Source organism: Colwellia piezophila ATCC BAA-637, assembly GCF_000378625.1.
In the GTDB taxonomy this organism is placed as follows: domain Bacteria; phylum Pseudomonadota; class Gammaproteobacteria; order Enterobacterales; family Alteromonadaceae; genus Colwellia; species Colwellia piezophila.
In genome coordinates this window covers 305,297-323,702 of the sequence record NZ_KB905163.1, presented here as the reverse complement: position 1 = coordinate 323,702, position 18,406 = coordinate 305,297, and the positions used below count along the sequence as shown (strand labels likewise).

Genomic DNA, 18,406 nt, shown 5'->3' with positions numbered 1-18,406 from the left:
CCTTAAACCAAAAAAACCGCATACCCTGTCAAGGTATGCGGTTTTTTTGTCGTTTATTTTTACCAAAGCTAATTTAAAGGCGTTTTAATAACTTACTATGGGTTTAATCTTCGCTTACTTGAGTCTCACTTTGACTTGTTTGCTCATCGGGTGTTTGGCTAAGCCAATCCATCATTAACTCATAGCCTAGCGCTAAGACAACTGCACCAACAAATAAACCGATAATACCAGACAATAACATACCGCCAATGGCGCCTAGTAAAATAACTATCATCGGGATACTCATGCCACGGCCTAAAAATAATGGTTTTAAGAACGCATCACTGGCACTGACTATGATACTAAAGATTAAGAAAATAATGGCGGGCGTGGTATCTGCTACTGAGAAATAATAAGCGGCAATAGGCCCTAAAATAAGAATAGGTGGTAATTGCGCTATCGCTAAAATTAATACCGCAATGGCCCAAATACCTGCGCCTGGTATATCAGCCATCATAAGACCAATACCCGATATAAGTGATTGAATAACAGCAACGCCTAATACGCCGGTAGCCACACTACGTATGGTCGCTATAGCGGTATTAATGGTTCTATCGCCACGTTCATTCATCAAACGGTACATTAATTTGCTCATACCCTGATGCAGCGGTTGAGATTTCGCCATAAAGACTACCGCGATAATTAATGAAACAATAAATTGTAAAATACCACCACCAATGCCTGCGACACCTGAAAGCAGCGCACTAGAGAATGACTTTATTTGTTCTGGATACTGTCCAGCAACTTTTTGAATATCTTGTGAAGCGGCTTGCCAGAAGGTAAAAAGCTTATCGCCAACTAAGGGTAACTCTTTAATACTGTCATTTGGCGCAGGGATTTTTAAGGTGCCTTCTTCTATGCCAGAATAAAGATGCTGTGCTGAATCAATGGCCGAAGAGGAAAGGTTTATTGAAGGTACGGCAAGAAGTGCGACTCCTACTACGGCAATAATGGTAGACGCTATTTTTTTATTGCCCTTAACCATACTGGTTAATTTAGCGTGTAAAGGAAATAAAGCCACGGCGAGAATAGCTGCCCATACAGTAATTAAGACAAAAGGTTTGATGATGGCAATACACCAAAAAAGAATAATTGCCATGGCGCCAATTTTGATGGTGATATCAATGATTTTGCGGTTAAAGTCTACATCAGGGGTTAACTCAGATGATTTTTTCATTGTGGGTCCTTTACGTTGATTATTTATTATTATGCTTATTAAAGTGTACTTTTTTCAAGGGCATCGTTCTTAGCGGGAATATTGTTAGCCTTATCATTATTCCCGATAATGTTCTTAGCCAAGTTACTGTTATTCCCAAAGTTACTCATATGTGAGCCGACTAAACTCGCGACTAAAATAGCTAAGTAAAATTGGCCAACTATGGCCTCGAAATAGACTAGAAACCTTGAAATTGGTGACAGCGGAGAGATATCACCAAAGCCTAAGGTGGTAATAGTGACAAATGAGAAGTAGATAAAATCAGGAAATAAAGTAAACCAGGCACTATCACTGCTGATATTAGTAAAAGAGCCCGGGAAACTCAGCTGTACTAAAGTGTATAACACTGCCCAAATTAGCCCCATCAATAAATATAAACATATGGCCCCTAAAATCTTATTGCCATCAATATCACCGGTAAACAGCACTTGTTTAGCAGTTCGTAGTGCACTGGAAATAAGAAAGCTCAGTAAAAGCAGTAAATACACTTGATCAAAGCCAGCGTTATCGAGCCAGGCACCAAAAAAAGAAAAGAATAAAATAGCTAAAGGGAAAATATAGGTTTTTCGTAACACAAAATCTTTCGAGTCTACGCCCCATACAGCCACTAACAAGGTGACTATGATGGTGGATTGCACCAAACGCGGTACTGAGTCTTCAAAAAATTGCTGCGCGAGTGACGTACCAAGTAATAATAAAATTAAAGAAAAAGTGAGATAAATAAAGTTATCTTGGCGAGTCATTGTTTTCAAAAGCGTTTCTCAAATATTATTGTAATGTTGATAGGTTATCTTATTATACTGATATTGCAATACGTGGTATTGCGCCTTTATCGCTGTCTATTTGCGGCTTGCACAATAATATGCGCGACGAATCAATATTTCCTTGCTCGACTAAGTATTCTTTTAGTGCTTGTTCTCGAGACTCACCTAACTTGAGTAAGCGCTTAATTTGCCCTTTGTCGGTAATGGTGACACCTGCTTTAACGTCAATATCGGCCGGAGTACTGATAGCACAAAGCGTGACACGGGTATTTTCTTTCGCTTGCATCAAGGCGATAAAATCTTTTAAGTAGGCTGCTTGATGTTCATCGGGTTCTACTTGCTCAACTTGATAGACTAAATCATCAAAGCGTAACTTCAGGGCAAACTCTCCAGCGCTAAGGGCGATGGATACTATGTTGGCATAAGGAACAAAAGTATTAATTAAGTATTCTTGAGTCGCGGTAATAATCGCTTTTTTGGTAATGGTGGTGATAATACTTTGTAAGCCAAAATTTGGATCTGAGATCGAGCCACTTAATGGCACGTCAAGTTCTACATTGCCATCGCTATCTTTTAATATTCCCATGGCCATATTTAAGGGTAATGCCCCTTGGTCAATTAAGCTGCCAGCTTCTTCACTATCAACGAGGCCTGTTGCTAAGGCTTCTAGCAAAATAACAATATTACCCTCAAGTTGTTCGCCTATTAATGTGACTTCTATGTCGGTATTAAGCCGGCCGGTTTTAACTTCTAAACCGGTAGACTCTTTCATATAAGATGAAAGAGCGGGCAGTGAAAACTCTTTAAAGTCACCTTTGACATAATAGCGAGTAACTGTTGAAAATGGCTGTAAATAGCCAGACAATCGAAAGTTAGCATATTTATTACTGCGGCCCACCAAGGTATAGGTTGTTTGCTCTTGTTGTTTGTCAGGATGGTTACTTAAGGCACCAAGTTCGAAGGTGTCGATAAATAGCGTTCGTTGGTAAAGTGGCGCTACGCTGAAGTCAGTAAACTCTAGCGCGCTTTCATTAACAAAACGCAGCTCATCTAAGCTGAAAACAAATCCTGTTTCATTTACTTTGGCTAACTTTTTTTCTTGCGCTGGTTCTATTACTGTTAGCGTTTCTACGGCTGATTTATCAGGTGTTTCTTGTGACTTTGATTGTTCGGAAAAAGAAATAAGGTTAGCAATATCTTTATTTTCTTTAACAATTATCGCAGCCGTTAAAGTGTCAAAAATAATACTTTTAATGGTGATACTTTGTTGATGTATATGAAGGGTATTTAAGGTCAATTGTTTTAATTTTATCACTGGCGGTAGTTTGATAATAGCTTCAGCGGCGATCTCTATTCCATCAACACTGGAGAGTTTATCTATTCTCTTTATGGCTTTTTGAGCCGCAACATCGGTTAATGTGGCTTTATTAGAAAATAAAAAGTTATCTAAAACTATGTCGGTAATATCAATACTTGGTTCATCATCTAGCGTAAAGCGAATGTCGGCGACACTGAGCTGTTCAAAAGCCGCAATAGTTGCTTTACTCTTATTTTGTATTACTTTAGCGCCGGTAAGTTTTATGCTGCTATTACCCGCTAGATGACTAATAATATTGCCTTTTAAGTTAATATCGAGATTACTAATGACATGCTGAAAATGTTTGAGGGTAACGTCTTGCTGTGCCATACCGAGTAGTAGGTCGTTTACATTGACTTCAGCTTGCTGTACTCGAAAATTAAACTCTTGTTTGGAGAATGTTATTTTTTGCTGACTACTAAAGGATAGTGATCCTTTAAGCTGGGTAAGTTGCTCGACAAAATGTGCCAACTTTTCGATAGGGTAATTCTCAATAGTAATCTCACTGTTTATATCCCCTTGGCCAGTTTGCAAAAGTGCACTAGCAGAGAGCTTTAAGCGAGTTTTATCGATCATCGCCCTAAGGTTTAAGCTACCTTGCTGCATAGCTTGTGTAGCCTTGATATCACGTAATGCCAATTGTTCTATTTCTATGTGATGGCTGTTGTTTTTTTGTTGGCCAGCGTTGCTGGCAATTTCTATATTAAATTGGCTGAGCAGTAGTTCGGGTAATATCAGCTGATAAGGGGCATTCGATGCTGTGTCTTTAGCGCTTTCTTCAGTTATGCCTTCAGCGGATTGTTCTGCAGTTTTAGCTTCTTCTTCTTTGGCTACATAAGGGATTTCAATGCCAGCAATAACTAAATAACTATCAAAAAGGGTAATTTGTAGCATACCTTGCTGTAAAGATAATTCAGTTAACACTAATTTTTTATAGGCTAACTGCCATAACTCAACCTGTAGCACTAATTTTTCTAAAGAAAACACTAATTTTTGTGGTGTCGCTTTTGTGCTTGATAGTTTGATATCACTGAGGGTTAGGCGCATTAAAAATGGATTGAAGCGAATGCTGGCATCATCAGATAAATGTAATTGCTGCTCAGCTAGTATAGGGGTAATAAAATGCTTGGTTACAGGTGAAGAAAACCACCAAATAAGTGAGAATAAGCCAAGGTATAAAGCGAGTAATATTCTGAAGAACTTATGAGTAAAAAAAGCTAACAGGCTTGTCATAGTGATATACAGTCCTTGTTGATTCGAATAAGTAATGCTTCGCTGAGCAAGAAAAATAAAGTGGAATATAATTTACACTATTTTCTTAAAAGTTTATAATTGTAAACCAAAGGTTAATAATGTGATTGACTGTTATTTAACATGGTTAGTAGGGTATCATTTTCATGGAAATCAATATAGAAAAAATCGAACACTATGTACAAATCCTGGGCGAAATGGGGCTGCAGTTTGGTGTACAGTTTTTAGTGGCTATCGTCGTTTATGTAGTCGGTAATTTCATTATTAAAAGAGTGCTGAGTTTAGTTGAGTTAGCACTAACCAAGAAAAAAGTAGAAATCACCTTACATCGCTTTTTATTAAGTATTTTAAATACTATATTAAAAGCCATTCAAATTATCGTATTTGCCTCTATGATAGGCATTCAAACTGCGTCTCTTATCGCTGTTTTAGGTGCTGCCGGTCTAGCCATTGGCTTAGCCTTACAAGGTAGCTTGGCTAACTTTGCCGGTGGAGTGTTAATTTTATTATTCCGCCCGTTTAAAAATGGCGATGCCATTAAAGCGCAAAGTTATGTTGGTATTGTTGAAGAAATTCAAATTTTTAATACCATATTAAAAACCTTTGATAACCAACGAATTATTATTCCAAATGGTTTACTGTCTAACGGTTGTGTCACCAATATTAATATTAATGGTACCCGTCGTGTCGATATGGTTTTTGGTATTGGCTATAACGATGATATTAGCAAAGCCAAAGCCTTATTACGTTCAATGCTTGAAGCTGATGAGCGAGTACTAAAAAATCAGCCTATTGATATTTGGGTTGGTGAGCATGGTGAGAGTTCGATTAATTTATTTGTACGACCCTGGACTACCGCCGCTGATTATTGGGGGCTGTACTTCGATATGATGGAAAATGTCAAAATTGAATTTGATAAAGCCGGTATCAGTATTCCATTCCCACAACGCGATGTGCATATGCATCAAGTGCCGAGATAACAACAGTGTTATCAAAAAAGCCTATTTCAGCTTGCTGAGCTAGGCTTTTTTATTGCGCTTTTAATCAGGGCTATTTTTCAATCTCTGTTATATCCGGGGTAACAATGCACTCGATTACTGGCCAAGGGCTTGCACTATTTCTTGCTGATATTTTTTCTGCTTTTTACCATTAAAGCCGGTGTGGGCGCTGATAAGATTACCTTGGCGATCAAATAAGTAACTACTAGGCATGCCTTTTAATTTAAACTTTTTCGCTAATAGACCTTTAGCATCAAAAATAATGGCGAAATTGGCCGGGGTTTGTTGTAAAAATTGCTCGGCTAATATGGGCTGTGCATCAAGATTAACACTTAATACCACCAAGCCTTGCTTTTGATATTGTGTTTGCATGGCATTCATCCAGGGGAATGATTTACGACAAGGTACACACCAAGAAGCCCAAAAATCTAAATAAATGACTTTACCTTTATTTCTAGCCATCGCTTGTTCAAATTCAGCCAAGGAATCATTGGCACTAGCAGGGTTAGTGATAAGTATTAATAAGGTGGCTATCACTACTGTTTTCACCAGTGCTTTTAGGGAGTCAGGCATACAGTTATCTACATTATTCGTACATAAGTTCACTATACTTAGTTTTGTCTGTGATGCACAATATCTAAATTGTCATGAAACTTTTTTATAGTGATTCCAAGAGCCTAATTATATGAAGAACGCGTTAAAATTATTATTATTTGTTTTGGCTTGTTATATTAGTCACAGTCAAGCTTGGCAGCCTAGCTCGCAAAGCACTGTAGCGGATGTTAAACCGGTAACTGATAAGGCGCATAACGAATGGTTAAAGCGACGTTTTAGTAAACAGCATCAACAACTTATCCCGATTGTTGCCGTTGCTGATATGTTTTTTAGCTGCAACCAAGCGCGAAAAGTGGATAGTGGCAATTATAAGTTAAGCTATTTAATCGACGAAATGGATACCAATACCTTGGCAGAAAAATTAGGTCATTGTTTAGGTACTGACACTATGCAGTCTGAAGTCGCGTTAAATTTCGGTCTGTATGGCTGTTTTCATCAGCAACTTGCTCATTTACCATCTGCTGACCGAGAGAAGAAAATGCAATTAGTGAAGCAGGCCATCGCATCACTTTCACACGAAGAGCGTAAAAAAAGCTTCACTCAATGTGTTACTGAGCAAAGTATCCACTACTTGAAATAAAACTTAGCGCGGCACAATTCCCACAATTATGCCCTATACCAAGTTGATTAAGTTCTTTCCCACTCAGCGAGAGTTAAAGGGTTTAGAGGCAAGGCATTGATTGAAGAGAATGGTTATTCAGGAGAATAAGCTCCTGCATTCTCTAAGAAGCTACATCCATGTAGCGTCCTTGTCAAAATCAATAACGCCGCATATGAACCCTTTCCTTTTATTAGATATTCGCCCTATGGGATCTTACTCAATGACCACTAACATCGTTAAATTTATGTGGTTTAGAATGACTAGACCTAAACAAATTCGCCTTGTTATTGAACATTGAGTACAGCTCTGAGTTGGGAAGAAATTTAATCAAATTGGTATTAAACCCTCTAAAAAAGTTTATATCCTCAGTAATTACATAAATTGTAACAAATACTTAGCTTGTTTTACGCTTGCTACTTTCTTATTGTTAGTAATATCCCTTATAGTAACGGGTATATATTTATAATAAAAAGCAAACTGAGCAAGGTGGAATAAAATATGACTCAAGAAACCCCTAAGATTTTAGTGGTAGATGATGATATGCGTCTACGTTCATTATTAGAGCGTTATTTAGTTGAGCAAGGTTTTACTGTACGAACTGCCGCTAATTCAGAACAAATGGATCGCTTACTTGAACGAGAAAATTTCCATATGTTAGTGCTTGATTTAATGTTACCCGGTGAAGATGGTTTATCTATTTGTCGCCGTTTACGTCAAAATTCAAATAATATCCCTATTGTAATGCTAACCGCTAAAGGTGATGAGGTTGACCGGATTATCGGTTTAGAACTTGGCGCTGATGATTATATGCCGAAACCTTTTAATCCAAGAGAGTTACTGGCACGTATTAAAGCCGTTCTACGTCGTAAAACTCAAGAAGCGCCTGGAGCGCCTGCTTTAGAAGAAAATATTATTACCTTTGGTGGCCACGAGTTAAATTTAGCGACCCGTGAAATGAAAAAAGATAACGTCAATATGCCACTCACCAGCGGTGAGTTTGCGGTACTCAAAGCATTGGTTACCCATCCTAGAGTGCCACTATCTCGTGATAAGCTTATGAATCTAGCTCGTGGCAGAGATTACTCAGCATTAGAGCGTAGTATCGATGTACAAGTATCACGCTTACGTAGAATGCTCGAAGAAGACCCGGCTAAACCAAGATACTTGCAAACAGTTTGGGGTTTAGGTTATGTATTTGTTCCTGATGGTACCAATACTTAGCAAAGCACTCACTCTGTGTTTAAGCTAAGTCAACTATATGAAAATATTACCTCGTAGTGCTTTTGGTCAAACGGTTTTATTGATAGGTTTTTTACTTTTTATCAATCAGATCGTTACCTACATTTCTTTTGCTATCTATGTTTTTGATCCCCACCAGCAGCAAATTAATCAGTTGCTGGCTAAGCAAGTGCGGGTCGTATTCATTGATATCGATGATGCTAAGTTAAGTCCTAAAATGGCGAAAGCCTTTCATAATGAAACCGGTATCGGCGTATATCGTGAAGAAGATGCTCTCAATTTTGGTTTAGCAACGGCGGCAGTGTACCCTTATCGATCTGAGCAAATGTCCTTGTTATTGGGCGGGCCTGCTGAAGTGCGAATTTCTGATGGTAATGAATACTTATTTTGGATTCGAGCTCCACAAGCGCCTCATCTTTGGGTGAAAATACCCTTAAGCGGCATGGAAAGAGGAAGCTTTAACCCACTTATCTTCTTTATGGTGGTTATTGGTTTATTGAGTGTTATCGGCGGTTGGATCTTTGTTCGTCAACTTAATAGGCCATTGAAATCATTAGAGATAGCCGCTGAAGATGTCGGTCGAGGGGACTTTCCTGAGCCACTTGTTGAACGTGGTAGCTCTGAGATTATGGCGGTAACCCAAGCCTTTAATCATATGTCAAAGGGCATTAAACAACTGGAAGATGACCGTAATTTATTAATGGCGGGTATTTCCCATGACTTACGCACACCATTAACGCGTATACGTTTAGCCAGTGAAATGATGCAAGAGCAAGATGCTTTTCTTAAAGATGGTATAGAAATCGATATTGATGATATGAATAATATTATTGATCAGTTTATTGATTACCTTCGTCATGACTCAAAAGATAAAGCTGAACCAGGTGACTTGAATGTGTTGGTAGATGAGGTTATCAATGTCGAAAAACCCAGTGATAGAGAGATAATATTTTTCCCAAGTGAATGCCCTAAAATCCCACTACGACATGTTGCTGTTAAGCGCGCCCTAGCCAATTTACTGCAAAATGCTATTCGTTATACCTCAGGTGAAATTGAAGTTTATACTGGCGTAGAAAAAAAGTATGCCTATTTCATGGTCTGTGATAACGGTGCCGGTATTCCTGATGAAGATATTGAACGTTTATTCCAACCTTTTACTCAAGGTGATACTGCCCGGGGCACTGAAGGTAGCGGTTTAGGCTTAGCCATTATTAAACGTATTGTTGATACCCACGGTGGTAAAGTTGAACTTTCAAATAGACCCTCTGGTGGTTTACAAGCCAAGGTGTATTTACCGCTAGTGTTTATTTAGTAGAGAGCTGATAAACCAGTTTATACCATTTTGATTAAATTTCTTCCCTACTCAGAGCTACATTGCTGAGCTTAGAACAAACAAAATTTGTTAAACATAGTTATTCTATATTTCACTAATTTTGTGAAGTTATCAGTTTATCAATGAGCTCCCAAGGGCGAGTTTAAAAGGCTTATAAGCGGCGTTATTAATTTTGACAAGGGAATAACCATTCTCATCAATCAATGCCTTGCCTCTAAGCCTTTTAATTCTCGCTGAGTGGGAAAGAACTTAATCAAATTGGTATTAGCTATCTCAAACGCGCTATAAATGAAGTCCGGACAATAAGAGTTTGTTAGATATCCTAGCAAGCGATTCATTCGTCAATCAATCAAACGCCAACCACAAAAAAGCCAGATGTTATTCAAACATCTGGCTTTCGTTTATCTGCTACTTTAACTTATAGTTTTAGTACAACTATTAAAGTTGAGGGCCAGCAGCAACTAATGCTTTACCGTTGTCAGTATCAGTGAATTTTTCAAAGTTATTAACAAAACGTTTCGCTAAGGCTGCCGCTTTATCATTCCAGATGCTGGCATCTTCGTAAGTGTTACGAGGGTCAAGAATATCACCTTCAACACCGGTAAGCTTGATAGGGACTTCTAAGTTAAACATTGGAATAACCGTTGTTTCAGCATTATCAATAGAACCATCTAAGATAGCATCAATGATTGCACGAGTTGCTTTAATTGAAATACGTTTGCCAGTACCATTCCAGCCAGTATTAACTAGGTAAGCTTCTGCGCCAACAGCTTCCATACGTTTTTGTAAAACTTCAGCATATTGAGTCGGGTGTAAGCTTAAGAAAGCCGCACCAAAACAACTAGAAAAAGTAGGTGTTGGTTCAGTAATACCACGCTCAGTACCTGCTAATTTAGCGGTAAAGCCTGATAGGAAGTAATACTCAGTTTGCTTTGGCGTTAACTTAGCTACCGGTGGTAAAACACCAAAAGCATCAGCCGTTAAGAAGATAACTTTTTTCGCATGACCGGCACGAGAAACAGGCTTAACGATATTATCAATGTGGTGAATTGGGTAAGATACACGCGTGTTCTCAGTTTTTGAGTTATCGTCAAAATCAATTTTACCATTGGCATCAACAGTAACGTTTTCTAATAATGCATCTCGACGAATCGCATTGTAGATATCTGGTTCGTTTTCTTTGCTTAGGTTGATCGTTTTAGCGTAACAGCCACCTTCAAAGTTAAAAATACCATTATCATCCCAACCATGTTCATCATCACCGATAAGTTGACGTTTAGGATCTGTTGATAACGTTGTTTTACCAGTACCAGATAAACCGAAGAAAATTGCAGTGTCGCCATCTTCACCAACGTTAGCACTACAATGCATTGAAGCAATACCTTGCAACGGAAGGTAGTAGTTCATCATAGAGAACATACCTTTTTTCATTTCGCCGCCGTACCAAGTACCACCAATCAATTGAATTTTTTCCGTCAAGTTAAAAGCAACAAAGTTTTCAGAGTTTAAACCTTGCTCTTGCCATTTATCATTAACTGTTTTTGCGCCGTTCATTACCACGAAGTCTGGTTCATAGGTTTCTAGTTCAGCGTCAGTAGGACGGATAAACATGTTCTTAACAAAATGCGCTTGCCAAGCTACTTGAGTAATGAAACGAACTTTTAAACGTGTTGCTTCATCAGCACCACAGTATGTATCAACAACAAATAAACGTTGACCAGAAAGCTGAGTAGTCACTAAGTTTTTTAAGTGGTCCCATGTTTCAGGTGTCATAGGTTTGTTGTCATTTTTTCCTTGATCAGACCACCACACTGTATCGCGAGTTACGTCATCACGAACAATGTATTTATCTTTAGGAGAACGACCAGTAAATATACCAGTATCTACGTTAACTGCACCAAGCTCAGTCACTACGCCTTTATCAAAACCTTCGAGGCTATCTTTAGTTTCTTCACTAAAAAGTAACTCATACGATGGGTTATAAACAACTTCATTAACATCGTTGATGCCGTATTGTGATAAATCAATAGAGTTTTTCGGGGCGGTCATAGCAAATTCACTCCTAAGTATGACAAATTTTATTTAAGTGGTTTGGTGAAAGCAGTGATGAAAGTTTTCATGCTGTCTTCATTTGGCGGTATTTTAAGGTAATAACGAGCAAAACGAAAGTAAAAAATAGTCTAATATGAAAGTTTTCATTATAAATAACATGAATGGGGTTGGTAAATGTTATTAATGTTAAGATGAAATGGCGCTTGAGCTAGGCATATAAGGGGTATGTCAATATTTTAGAGACAGTATTAATTACCACGATGTGAAATAAAGGGTAATTAATACTGTTTTTTATTACGTTGTTCGCTTAAAAAGTGAGCTATTATCTAGTGGTTAACTTTCGAGATGAAACTTTGTAAACTTAGCTCATCAAAGTCATAAGTGGTAATACAATAATCACAGGTCATCGAAATCTTACCTTGCTCGGCTAAAATAGCTTTTATTTCACTGGGTTCAATTTGAGAAATAGCCGCTAAACATTTATCAGCAGAACAACCACATAGGTAGCTAACTGGTTGTGGTTCAAAAAGGTTAACTTGCTCTTGGTGGTATAAACGATAGAGTAAAGCTTCAGCCTCTAATGAAAAAATTTCTTCACTTTTAATGGTATTAGTCAGTTGACATAAATGCTCAAAGTCATTTACCTGTTTTTCTTTATTTTCAAGGCTACCATCACCATCAGGTAATACTTGCACTAACGCACCTGCCGTTAATTGCTGTTCACTATCACAAAATAGCCATATTTTAGTGGCTATTTGCTCTGACACGTCAAAGTAATGCGCTAAGCAATCGGCAAGATTGTCTTCGTCTAAGGCAACGACACCTTGATAAGCCTCACCTACATTAGGGCGTATGGTGATAATCATGGTGCCTTTACCAATTAATTCTTGCAAAGTATTGGCTGAAGTTTCTGTCACTAGTTTGACAATACCGCGCATTTGCTGCTTATTATTACCGCTAACTGACATATAGCCGACTGGGCCATCACCTTGCAATTGTACGGTAATATCACCTTCAAACTTTAACGTTGCTGTTAATAGACAAGTAGCGCTGAGTAACTCACCCAATAATTTTGCGACACCGGCGGGATAGTTATGATTGTTCAGAATGCTTTTAAAACTGCTATTAAGCTGAACAAGTTCACCACGGGCATGGGCACCGGTGAATAAGTAACGATTTAAAACATTGAATTGGCTCATGGCAGTTAGATCCTTTCTTTAAATTCACGCAGTTTTCTACGTTGTTTTTTATCTGGTTTAGTATCACTAGCAGGGCTGAGTAAAATACCTTGTTTACGGGCGAGGTCATTTTTTTCACGCTGAGCAATACTTTGCTTATTTTCTTGATATAAAGTACTGGCGAAATTAGCGTCTTTACGTTTATCGGCTAACGCGATAACAGTCACTTCTTTTTCTTCGAACCCTTGACGAATTTTTATTATATCACCAATTGAGACGGCTTTACCGGACTTAGTGCGCTGACCATTGTAAAAAACTTTACCGCCATCAATCATTTGCTTAGCAATAGCACGGGTGCGATAAAATCGGGCTGACCATAGCCATTTATCCAATCGAGTTGAGTTGTTTTTAGGTGTTGTACTTGGGGTCATAATAATACTAATTTCATTAAGTTATTGCTCACTTGTGCGGGTTAAAATACGCCATATCATCCTAATAGCCAGCTATTACTCAGACGTTCCCGCAAGGCTGGTTTAGAAACGCTTTATGCTACGTTATCGATTTCGACAATAACGCAGCATGGATGCAGCTTATTAGAGAATGCAGGAGCATATTCTCCTGAATAACTATTCTCTTCAATTAATGCCTTGCCTAAAGGCATTTATAATTCCAGCTGAAACCTGCATCTTCAGGTTGTTTGGGTATATAACTAGATCACAAACTTAATGAAACGGCTATAAGGCTAATATTGGGAACTTTACCGAGGTGAGTAGGTCTGAAATTATTATAACAGTAGGTATTTATTAGCGAGTAACTTTTTTATTACTATTTTATTGATTAAAGTCTTTAATAAATCTTGCTACTACTTGTTGCTTGGCTTTGGGTCAAGTATGATTCCTCTTCGCATAACATAACAAAACATAACATCTAGCCCTGAATGAAGATGGTTAAGCTTGTTTTTAAAATAATAATTATATAAGTCGCTATGGCATTTCCCACGAACATGACAGATTTTACTGCATTATTCTCTCAACTAGGTCATCGACGTGTTGCGCAATCAGCAATGGTCTTGTTATTAATATATATTGCTTCTTTAAGCGCTAAAATCACTTGGTCAGTTGTGCCACAGGCGCAATCAACTCAAAGTACTGCTACTGCAAATAGCGGAAATCTTAATAGCAATAACCGCAGTACAGTTGTTGATGTTAGCAAAATACAATCGCTGAACCTTTTTGGCTTGTATGGTGAGACCGCTGTTGATCAGCCTGAAATTGAAATGGCTCATGTGCCAGAAACCACCTTAAATTTAACTTTATCAGGTTTAGTTGCCAGCGATGATCAATCTATAGCCGCGGCGATTATTGAAAACCAAGGTAAGCAAGAAACTTACGGTATTGGCGATATTATCGTCGGTACACGTGCCAACCTTGAGCAAGTGCTGATGGACCGAGTACTCATTAAACACTCAGGGCGGCTCGAAACCTTGATGTTAGATGGTTTTGATTATAGCCAGCCAGCCAGAAAAGTAACCAACACTTCAGCTATTAAGAGCAACAAGTCCAGGGTAGGACCGCAATCATCTCGCTCAAATATTGTCGATCAACGCCATAATAAAGAATTAACCGCTCAGGCTAAAAGTCTACGGAATGAGCTTGCCAACGATCCGGCAAAAATTGGCGATTATTTACGTATCTCGCCGAAAAGAAAAAATGGCAAGATAATCGGTTACTCACTGCGTCCGGGCAAAAAACCTGAGTTTTTCAAACTTGCTGGTTTAAAAGCGGGTGACGTTGTTGTTGAAATGAATGGTTATGATTTGCTGGTAACAACACAAGCAATGCAAGCTATGGCTGAAATGAAGCAAGCACGTGATATATCCTTACTGGTAAATCGGCAAGGTAGTTTAACGACGATACTGATTGGCTTAGATTAAGACTGAAGCGAACAAAATAACAATAAAAACAAGGTGGTTTTTAAGCGATGACTCATTGTTAAAGCTTAGCGATAAAAACACCTAATAAAGATTTTCTATTAAAGTAAAGAAAGCAGAGACACTTATCATGATGAAAAAGTTTTTACTAACCTTAATAACGGCGCTAGCGATTAATGGCTTATGTTTTGTCGGGCAAGCCAGTGCAGCGCAATACTCGCCAAACTTTAAAGGCACTGAAATAACCGAGTTCGTTAATATCGTCGGTAAAAACTTGAAAAAAACCATGATTATCGACCCTAATGTCCGTGGCAAAATTAATGTTCGCAGTTATGATTTATTATCTGAAGAGCAATATTATCAATTTTTTCTTAATGTCCTCGAAGTCTACGGCTATGCGGCTGTAGAAATGAATCACAACATCGTCAAAATCATTCGTAATAAAGATGCTAAAACTGCCGCGATTCCGGTGGTCGGTGATAAAAGTAATCTCATGGGTGATGAGATGGTTACCCGTGTGGTGGAAGTAAAAAATGTTACCGTTCGTGAATTAGTACCCTTATTACGACAATTATCAGATCAAGCCGGTGGTGGTAATGTCGTTAACTACGATCCTGCTAATGTCATTATGCTTACCGGTACCGCTTCTACGGTTAACAGGTTAGTAAAAATTATCGAACGCGTTGATAGAGCAGGCGATCAAGATGTGGAGATTATCAAACTGCAATATGCTTCTGCGGGTGAGATGGTACGCATTATAGAAGCAATGAACAAACCGAGCAGTGGTAAGTCGGGCCAACCAACCTTTCTTATTCCTAAAATTGTTGCCGATGATAGATCAAATAGCGTGATTGTCAGTGGTGAAGTGCAAGCACGTGAACGGGTCACTCGTTTGATTAAACGCTTAGATAGCGAATTAGAAAGTAGTGGTAATACTTATGTTCATTTCCTGAAATACTCAAAAGCAGAGGACTTAGTTAAGGTATTGCAAGGGGTTAGTGATTCAATTTCCTCAGAAAGCACAGGCACAAAAACTAAAAGCCGCACCAGCAGTACAAAACGTAATGTCAGTATTGAAGCTCATGAGTCTACCAATAGTTTGGTAATCACCGCACAGCCTGATATGTTGCGCTCTTTAAAGGAGGTTATTCGTCAACTCGATAAACGTCGTGCGCAAGTATTAATTGAGGCTATTATTGTTGAAGTGTTTGAAAGTGATGGTATTAGTTTAGGTGTGCAATGGTATAACGAGGCAGGTGGTTTTACCCAATTTACTAATGGCCCAGCCAGTATTTCTTCTATTGCTGCAGGGTCAATTGCCGCCGAAGGCGAGAAGGGCACCACTATTATCAAAGAAAATGGCGATACTATAGTAAACCCGGATACTAATGGCGATTACAGCATACTTGCGCAAGTACTGGGTAATGTTAGCGGTATGATGTTTGGTATCGCAAAAAATGACTGGGGCGCTATCGTACAAGCGGTAAGTAGTGATACCAATTCTAATATTCTAGCGACACCGAGTATTACTACCTTAGACAACGAAGAAGCCTATTTTCTTGTTGGTCAGGAAGTTCCTATTATTACCGGTTCACAAACAGGTAGTAATAACTCGAATCCTTTTCAAACGGTTGACCGCCAAGAAGTGGGTATCAAGTTACGGGTAACCCCGCAAATTAATGAAGGCAATGCGGTGCAGCTCATAATTGAACAAGAAGTCTCTTCGGTAAGTGGTACTACCGGGGTTGATATCTCCATCAATAAAAGAGAAATTAAAACCACGGTAATAGCGGATAGTGGCGCAACCATAGTGTTAGGTGGTTTAATTGATGAAGATGTGCAAGAAAGTGTGCAAAAGGTACCAATCTTAGGTGATATTCCCTTTATTGGTCACTTGTTTAAATCCACCTCGAATACCACCCGTAAACGCAATTTAATGGTGTTTTTACGCGCTACCATCATTCGTGATGCCGGCTTAATGAACGAAATCAGTGAATCAAAATATAACTATATTCGCGCCGATCAAATTCGTAAACAGGAAGAAGGTTTGTCGTTAATGAGTAATGAAAATATGCCAATATTGCCGCAGTGGCAAGATAAGTTAGCGTTACCACCCTCATTTGAAGACTATCAGAATAAGCTTAACGGCAAAAGTGTTGAAGACAGCAATATCGACTTGCCTAAACCACCAACAGAAGATAAGCACTAATGGCTGATGATGTAGCTGAAATCGGTATTGAAGCAACAGACCAAGAGGAAACGAACAGCGCTTGGTTGTTGCCGTTCGCTTTTGCTAAACGCCATAGTGTACTCATTTCTACCGACGAAGAAGCCGGTGGTTATATTTTACATTGCTTGGATGATGTTAATTTCGATATCATTTTAGAAATTCGTCGTATACTCAAAGCACCCTTTAACTTTGACTTTTTACAGCTACCAGCATTTGAATTACTGCTGACTCAAGCTTACCAAAGGGATTCTTCTGAAGCCCAGCAAATGATGGAAGATATCGGTAATGAAGTGGATTTATATTCCTTGGCCGATGAGTTTACTGAAAGTGAAGATTTGCTGGAAAATGAAGATGATGCACCAATCATTAAACTGATCAATGCCATGCTCAGCGAAGCCATCAAAGAAAGTGCTTCTGATATCCATATTGAAACCTTTGAAAATAGCTTACAAATTCGCTTTCGCGTCGATGGTATTTTACGGGAAATTTTAAAACCCAATCGAAAACTTGCTTCCTTGTTGGTTTCACGTATTAAGGTTATGGCAAAGCTCGATATTGCCGAAAAACGTATTCCACAAGATGGTCGCATCTCTCTACGTATAGGTGGTCGTGCTGTTGATGTGCGTGTTTCAACTATGCCAACAGGCCATGGCGAACGAGTGGTGTTAAGATTACTCGATAAAAATGCTGCCCGTCTAGATTTGAAAGACTTGGGTATGACCGACACTAACCGAGCTAATTTTTCCAAGCTGATTGAAAAGCCTCATGGCATCATTTTAGTTACCGGTCCTACTGGCTCAGGTAAAAGTACCACACTTTATGCTGGCCTCATGCAAATCGATGCCAAAGAACGCAATATTTTGACCTGCGAAGACCCGATTGAATACTCCATTGAAGGCATAGGGCAAATGCAAGTCAATACTAAAGTGGATATGACCTTTGCTCGTGGCCTGCGCGCCATTTTACGTCAAGATCCTGATGTGGTAATGGTGGGTGAAATTCGCGATTTAGAAACCGCACAAATTGCCGTTCAAGCCAGTTTAACCGGTCATTTGGTTTTATCTACCTTACATACCAATACGGCTGCCGGTGCCATAACCCGTATGGAAGATATGGGCGTAGAGCCATTTTTGCTGTCTTCAAGTTTATTGGGCGTTTTGGCGCAACGTCTGGTGCGCACGCTGTGTATACATTGTAAAGAAAGCCATTTACCTGATGATGAAGAGCGACATTTATTAGCCTTAGCCGACGATAATAAAGTGGTGATATATCGCGCTGTTGGCTGTAAAGAATGTAGTTTTAAAGGTTATCGTGGCCGTATGGGTATTCATGAATTACTGCCTGTTGATGAACAAATACGAGAGATTATTCATAATGGTCATGGTGAACAAGCCATTGAAAAATATGCTCGTAAAGGCAATGCCAGTATACGCCGAGATGGCTTTGATAAAGTAATGCTAGGGCAAACTACCTTAGAGGAAGTTTTACGTGTTACTCGAGAAGATTAACGTGACTTGAGCAATCAACGACGTAATTATGCTCAATGGAACGAGATAGACTCAAAAGTGAATTAATAGAATTCATATAACGAAAATAACTATAT

At 38.8% G+C, this 18,406-nt stretch carries 14 protein-coding genes; 7 read left to right on the top strand and 7 right to left on the bottom strand.

Going from position 1 to position 18,406, the window contains the following annotated elements; translation table 11 throughout:
• Positions 1 to 103 precede the first annotated feature (103 nt).
• From F580_RS0108720 to F580_RS0108710, 3 genes are read right to left on the bottom strand one after another with little or no spacing between them, the layout of a single operon-like run.
• Complete coding sequence (locus F580_RS0108720) at positions 104 to 1,216, bottom strand: AI-2E family transporter (RefSeq protein WP_019027333.1); 1,113 nt, start codon at positions 1,214 to 1,216, stop codon at positions 104 to 106.
• Positions 1,217 to 1,254: 38 nt separating this feature from the next.
• A complete protein-coding gene (locus tag F580_RS24215; protein WP_019027332.1) occupies positions 1,255 to 1,998 on the bottom strand; it encodes a potassium channel family protein in 744 nt (247 codons plus the stop codon).
• A 52-nt stretch (positions 1,999 to 2,050) separates the two neighbouring features.
• Positions 2,051 to 4,609, bottom strand: a complete 2,559-nt coding sequence (locus F580_RS0108710; protein ID WP_019027331.1) for a DUF748 domain-containing protein — start codon at positions 4,607 to 4,609, stop codon at positions 2,051 to 2,053.
• Between the two features lie 164 nt (positions 4,610 to 4,773).
• Between F580_RS0108710 and F580_RS0108705 the strand changes: the two genes are divergently transcribed.
• Positions 4,774 to 5,607: a mechanosensitive ion channel family protein gene (locus F580_RS0108705; protein WP_019027330.1), complete on the top strand. Its 834-nt coding sequence runs from the start codon at positions 4,774 to 4,776 to the stop codon at positions 5,605 to 5,607.
• Between the two features lie 114 nt (positions 5,608 to 5,721).
• Here the strand turns inward: F580_RS0108705 and F580_RS0108700 are convergent, their stop codons facing one another.
• Positions 5,722 to 6,198 carry a TlpA disulfide reductase family protein gene (locus tag F580_RS0108700; RefSeq protein WP_019027329.1) on the bottom strand — a complete coding sequence of 159 codons (477 nt, stop codon included), beginning with the start codon at positions 6,196 to 6,198 and terminating at the stop codon, positions 5,722 to 5,724.
• 112 nt (positions 6,199 to 6,310) lie between these two features.
• On the opposite strand from F580_RS0108700, the gene F580_RS0108695 reads away from it, so the two are divergent.
• The 3 genes from F580_RS0108695 (at position 6,311) to envZ (ending at position 9,392) form a co-directional block, all read left to right on the top strand.
• A complete protein-coding gene (locus tag F580_RS0108695) occupies positions 6,311 to 6,820 on the top strand; it encodes a hypothetical protein (RefSeq protein ID WP_019027328.1) in 510 nt (169 codons plus the stop codon).
• Between the two features lie 519 nt (positions 6,821 to 7,339).
• The gene (gene ompR / locus F580_RS0108690) at positions 7,340 to 8,062 is read left to right on the top strand and encodes an osmolarity response regulator transcription factor OmpR (RefSeq protein ID WP_019027327.1); all 723 of its coding nucleotides are present in this window, start codon (positions 7,340 to 7,342) and stop codon (positions 8,060 to 8,062) included.
• Positions 8,063 to 8,099: 37 nt separating this feature from the next.
• Positions 8,100 to 9,392, top strand: a complete 1,293-nt coding sequence (gene envZ / locus F580_RS0108685; protein ID WP_019027326.1) for a two-component system sensor histidine kinase EnvZ — start codon at positions 8,100 to 8,102, stop codon at positions 9,390 to 9,392.
• A gap of 459 nt (positions 9,393 to 9,851) precedes the next feature.
• Here the strand turns inward: envZ and pckA are convergent, their stop codons facing one another.
• From pckA to F580_RS0108670, 3 genes are all read right to left on the bottom strand, one after another.
• Complete coding sequence (gene pckA / locus F580_RS0108680; RefSeq protein ID WP_019027325.1) at positions 9,852 to 11,462, bottom strand: phosphoenolpyruvate carboxykinase (ATP); 1,611 nt, start codon at positions 11,460 to 11,462, stop codon at positions 9,852 to 9,854.
• 329 nt (positions 11,463 to 11,791) lie between these two features.
• Positions 11,792 to 12,664: an Hsp33 family molecular chaperone HslO gene (gene hslO, locus F580_RS0108675; protein ID WP_019027324.1), complete on the bottom strand. Its 873-nt coding sequence runs from the start codon at positions 12,662 to 12,664 to the stop codon at positions 11,792 to 11,794.
• A gap of 5 nt (positions 12,665 to 12,669) precedes the next feature.
• Positions 12,670 to 13,074: a S4 domain-containing protein gene (locus F580_RS0108670; RefSeq protein ID WP_019027323.1), complete on the bottom strand. Its 405-nt coding sequence runs from the start codon at positions 13,072 to 13,074 to the stop codon at positions 12,670 to 12,672.
• 572 nt (positions 13,075 to 13,646) lie between these two features.
• Here F580_RS0108670 and gspC point away from each other — a divergent pair.
• The 3 genes from gspC to gspE all read left to right on the top strand — a co-directional run bounded on the left by gspC (position 13,647) and on the right by gspE (position 18,311).
• Positions 13,647 to 14,576 carry a type II secretion system protein GspC gene (gspC, locus tag F580_RS0108665; protein ID WP_019027322.1) on the top strand — a complete coding sequence of 310 codons (930 nt, stop codon included), beginning with the start codon at positions 13,647 to 13,649 and terminating at the stop codon, positions 14,574 to 14,576.
• 127 nt (positions 14,577 to 14,703) lie between these two features.
• Positions 14,704 to 16,782: a type II secretion system secretin GspD gene (gspD, locus tag F580_RS0108660; RefSeq protein ID WP_019027321.1), complete on the top strand. Its 2,079-nt coding sequence runs from the start codon at positions 14,704 to 14,706 to the stop codon at positions 16,780 to 16,782.
• Positions 16,782 to 18,311 (top strand): type II secretion system ATPase GspE, encoded by a 1,530-nt coding sequence (gene gspE / locus F580_RS0108655; protein WP_019027320.1) that lies wholly within the window; start codon positions 16,782 to 16,784, stop codon positions 18,309 to 18,311. Before gspD ends, gspE begins: the two co-directional genes overlap by 1 nt.
• Positions 18,312 to 18,406: the final 95 nt, after the last annotated feature.

Coding starts and splice junctions, on each gene's coding strand:
- hslO (WP_019027324.1), bottom strand. CDS start 12,664: ATGAGCCAATTCAATGTTTTAAATCGTTACTTATTCACCGGTGCCCAT.
- F580_RS0108710 (WP_019027331.1), bottom strand. CDS start 4,609: ATGACAAGCCTGTTAGCTTTTTTTACTCATAAGTTCTTCAGAATATTA.
- F580_RS24215 (WP_019027332.1), bottom strand. CDS start 1,998: ATGACTCGCCAAGATAACTTTATTTATCTCACTTTTTCTTTAATTTTA.
- pckA (WP_019027325.1), bottom strand. CDS start 11,462: ATGACCGCCCCGAAAAACTCTATTGATTTATCACAATACGGCATCAAC.
- F580_RS0108720 (WP_019027333.1), bottom strand. CDS start 1,216: ATGAAAAAATCATCTGAGTTAACCCCTGATGTAGACTTTAACCGCAAA.
- ompR (WP_019027327.1), top strand. CDS start 7,340: ATGACTCAAGAAACCCCTAAGATTTTAGTGGTAGATGATGATATGCGT.
- gspD (WP_019027321.1), top strand. CDS start 14,704: ATGATGAAAAAGTTTTTACTAACCTTAATAACGGCGCTAGCGATTAAT.
- F580_RS0108705 (WP_019027330.1), top strand. CDS start 4,774: ATGGAAATCAATATAGAAAAAATCGAACACTATGTACAAATCCTGGGC.
- F580_RS0108700 (WP_019027329.1), bottom strand. CDS start 6,198: ATGCCTGACTCCCTAAAAGCACTGGTGAAAACAGTAGTGATAGCCACC.
- F580_RS0108695 (WP_019027328.1), top strand. CDS start 6,311: ATGAAGAACGCGTTAAAATTATTATTATTTGTTTTGGCTTGTTATATT.
- F580_RS0108670 (WP_019027323.1), bottom strand. CDS start 13,074: ATGACCCCAAGTACAACACCTAAAAACAACTCAACTCGATTGGATAAA.
- envZ (WP_019027326.1), top strand. CDS start 8,100: ATGAAAATATTACCTCGTAGTGCTTTTGGTCAAACGGTTTTATTGATA.
- gspE (WP_019027320.1), top strand. CDS start 16,782: ATGGCTGATGATGTAGCTGAAATCGGTATTGAAGCAACAGACCAAGAG.
- gspC (WP_019027322.1), top strand. CDS start 13,647: ATGACAGATTTTACTGCATTATTCTCTCAACTAGGTCATCGACGTGTT.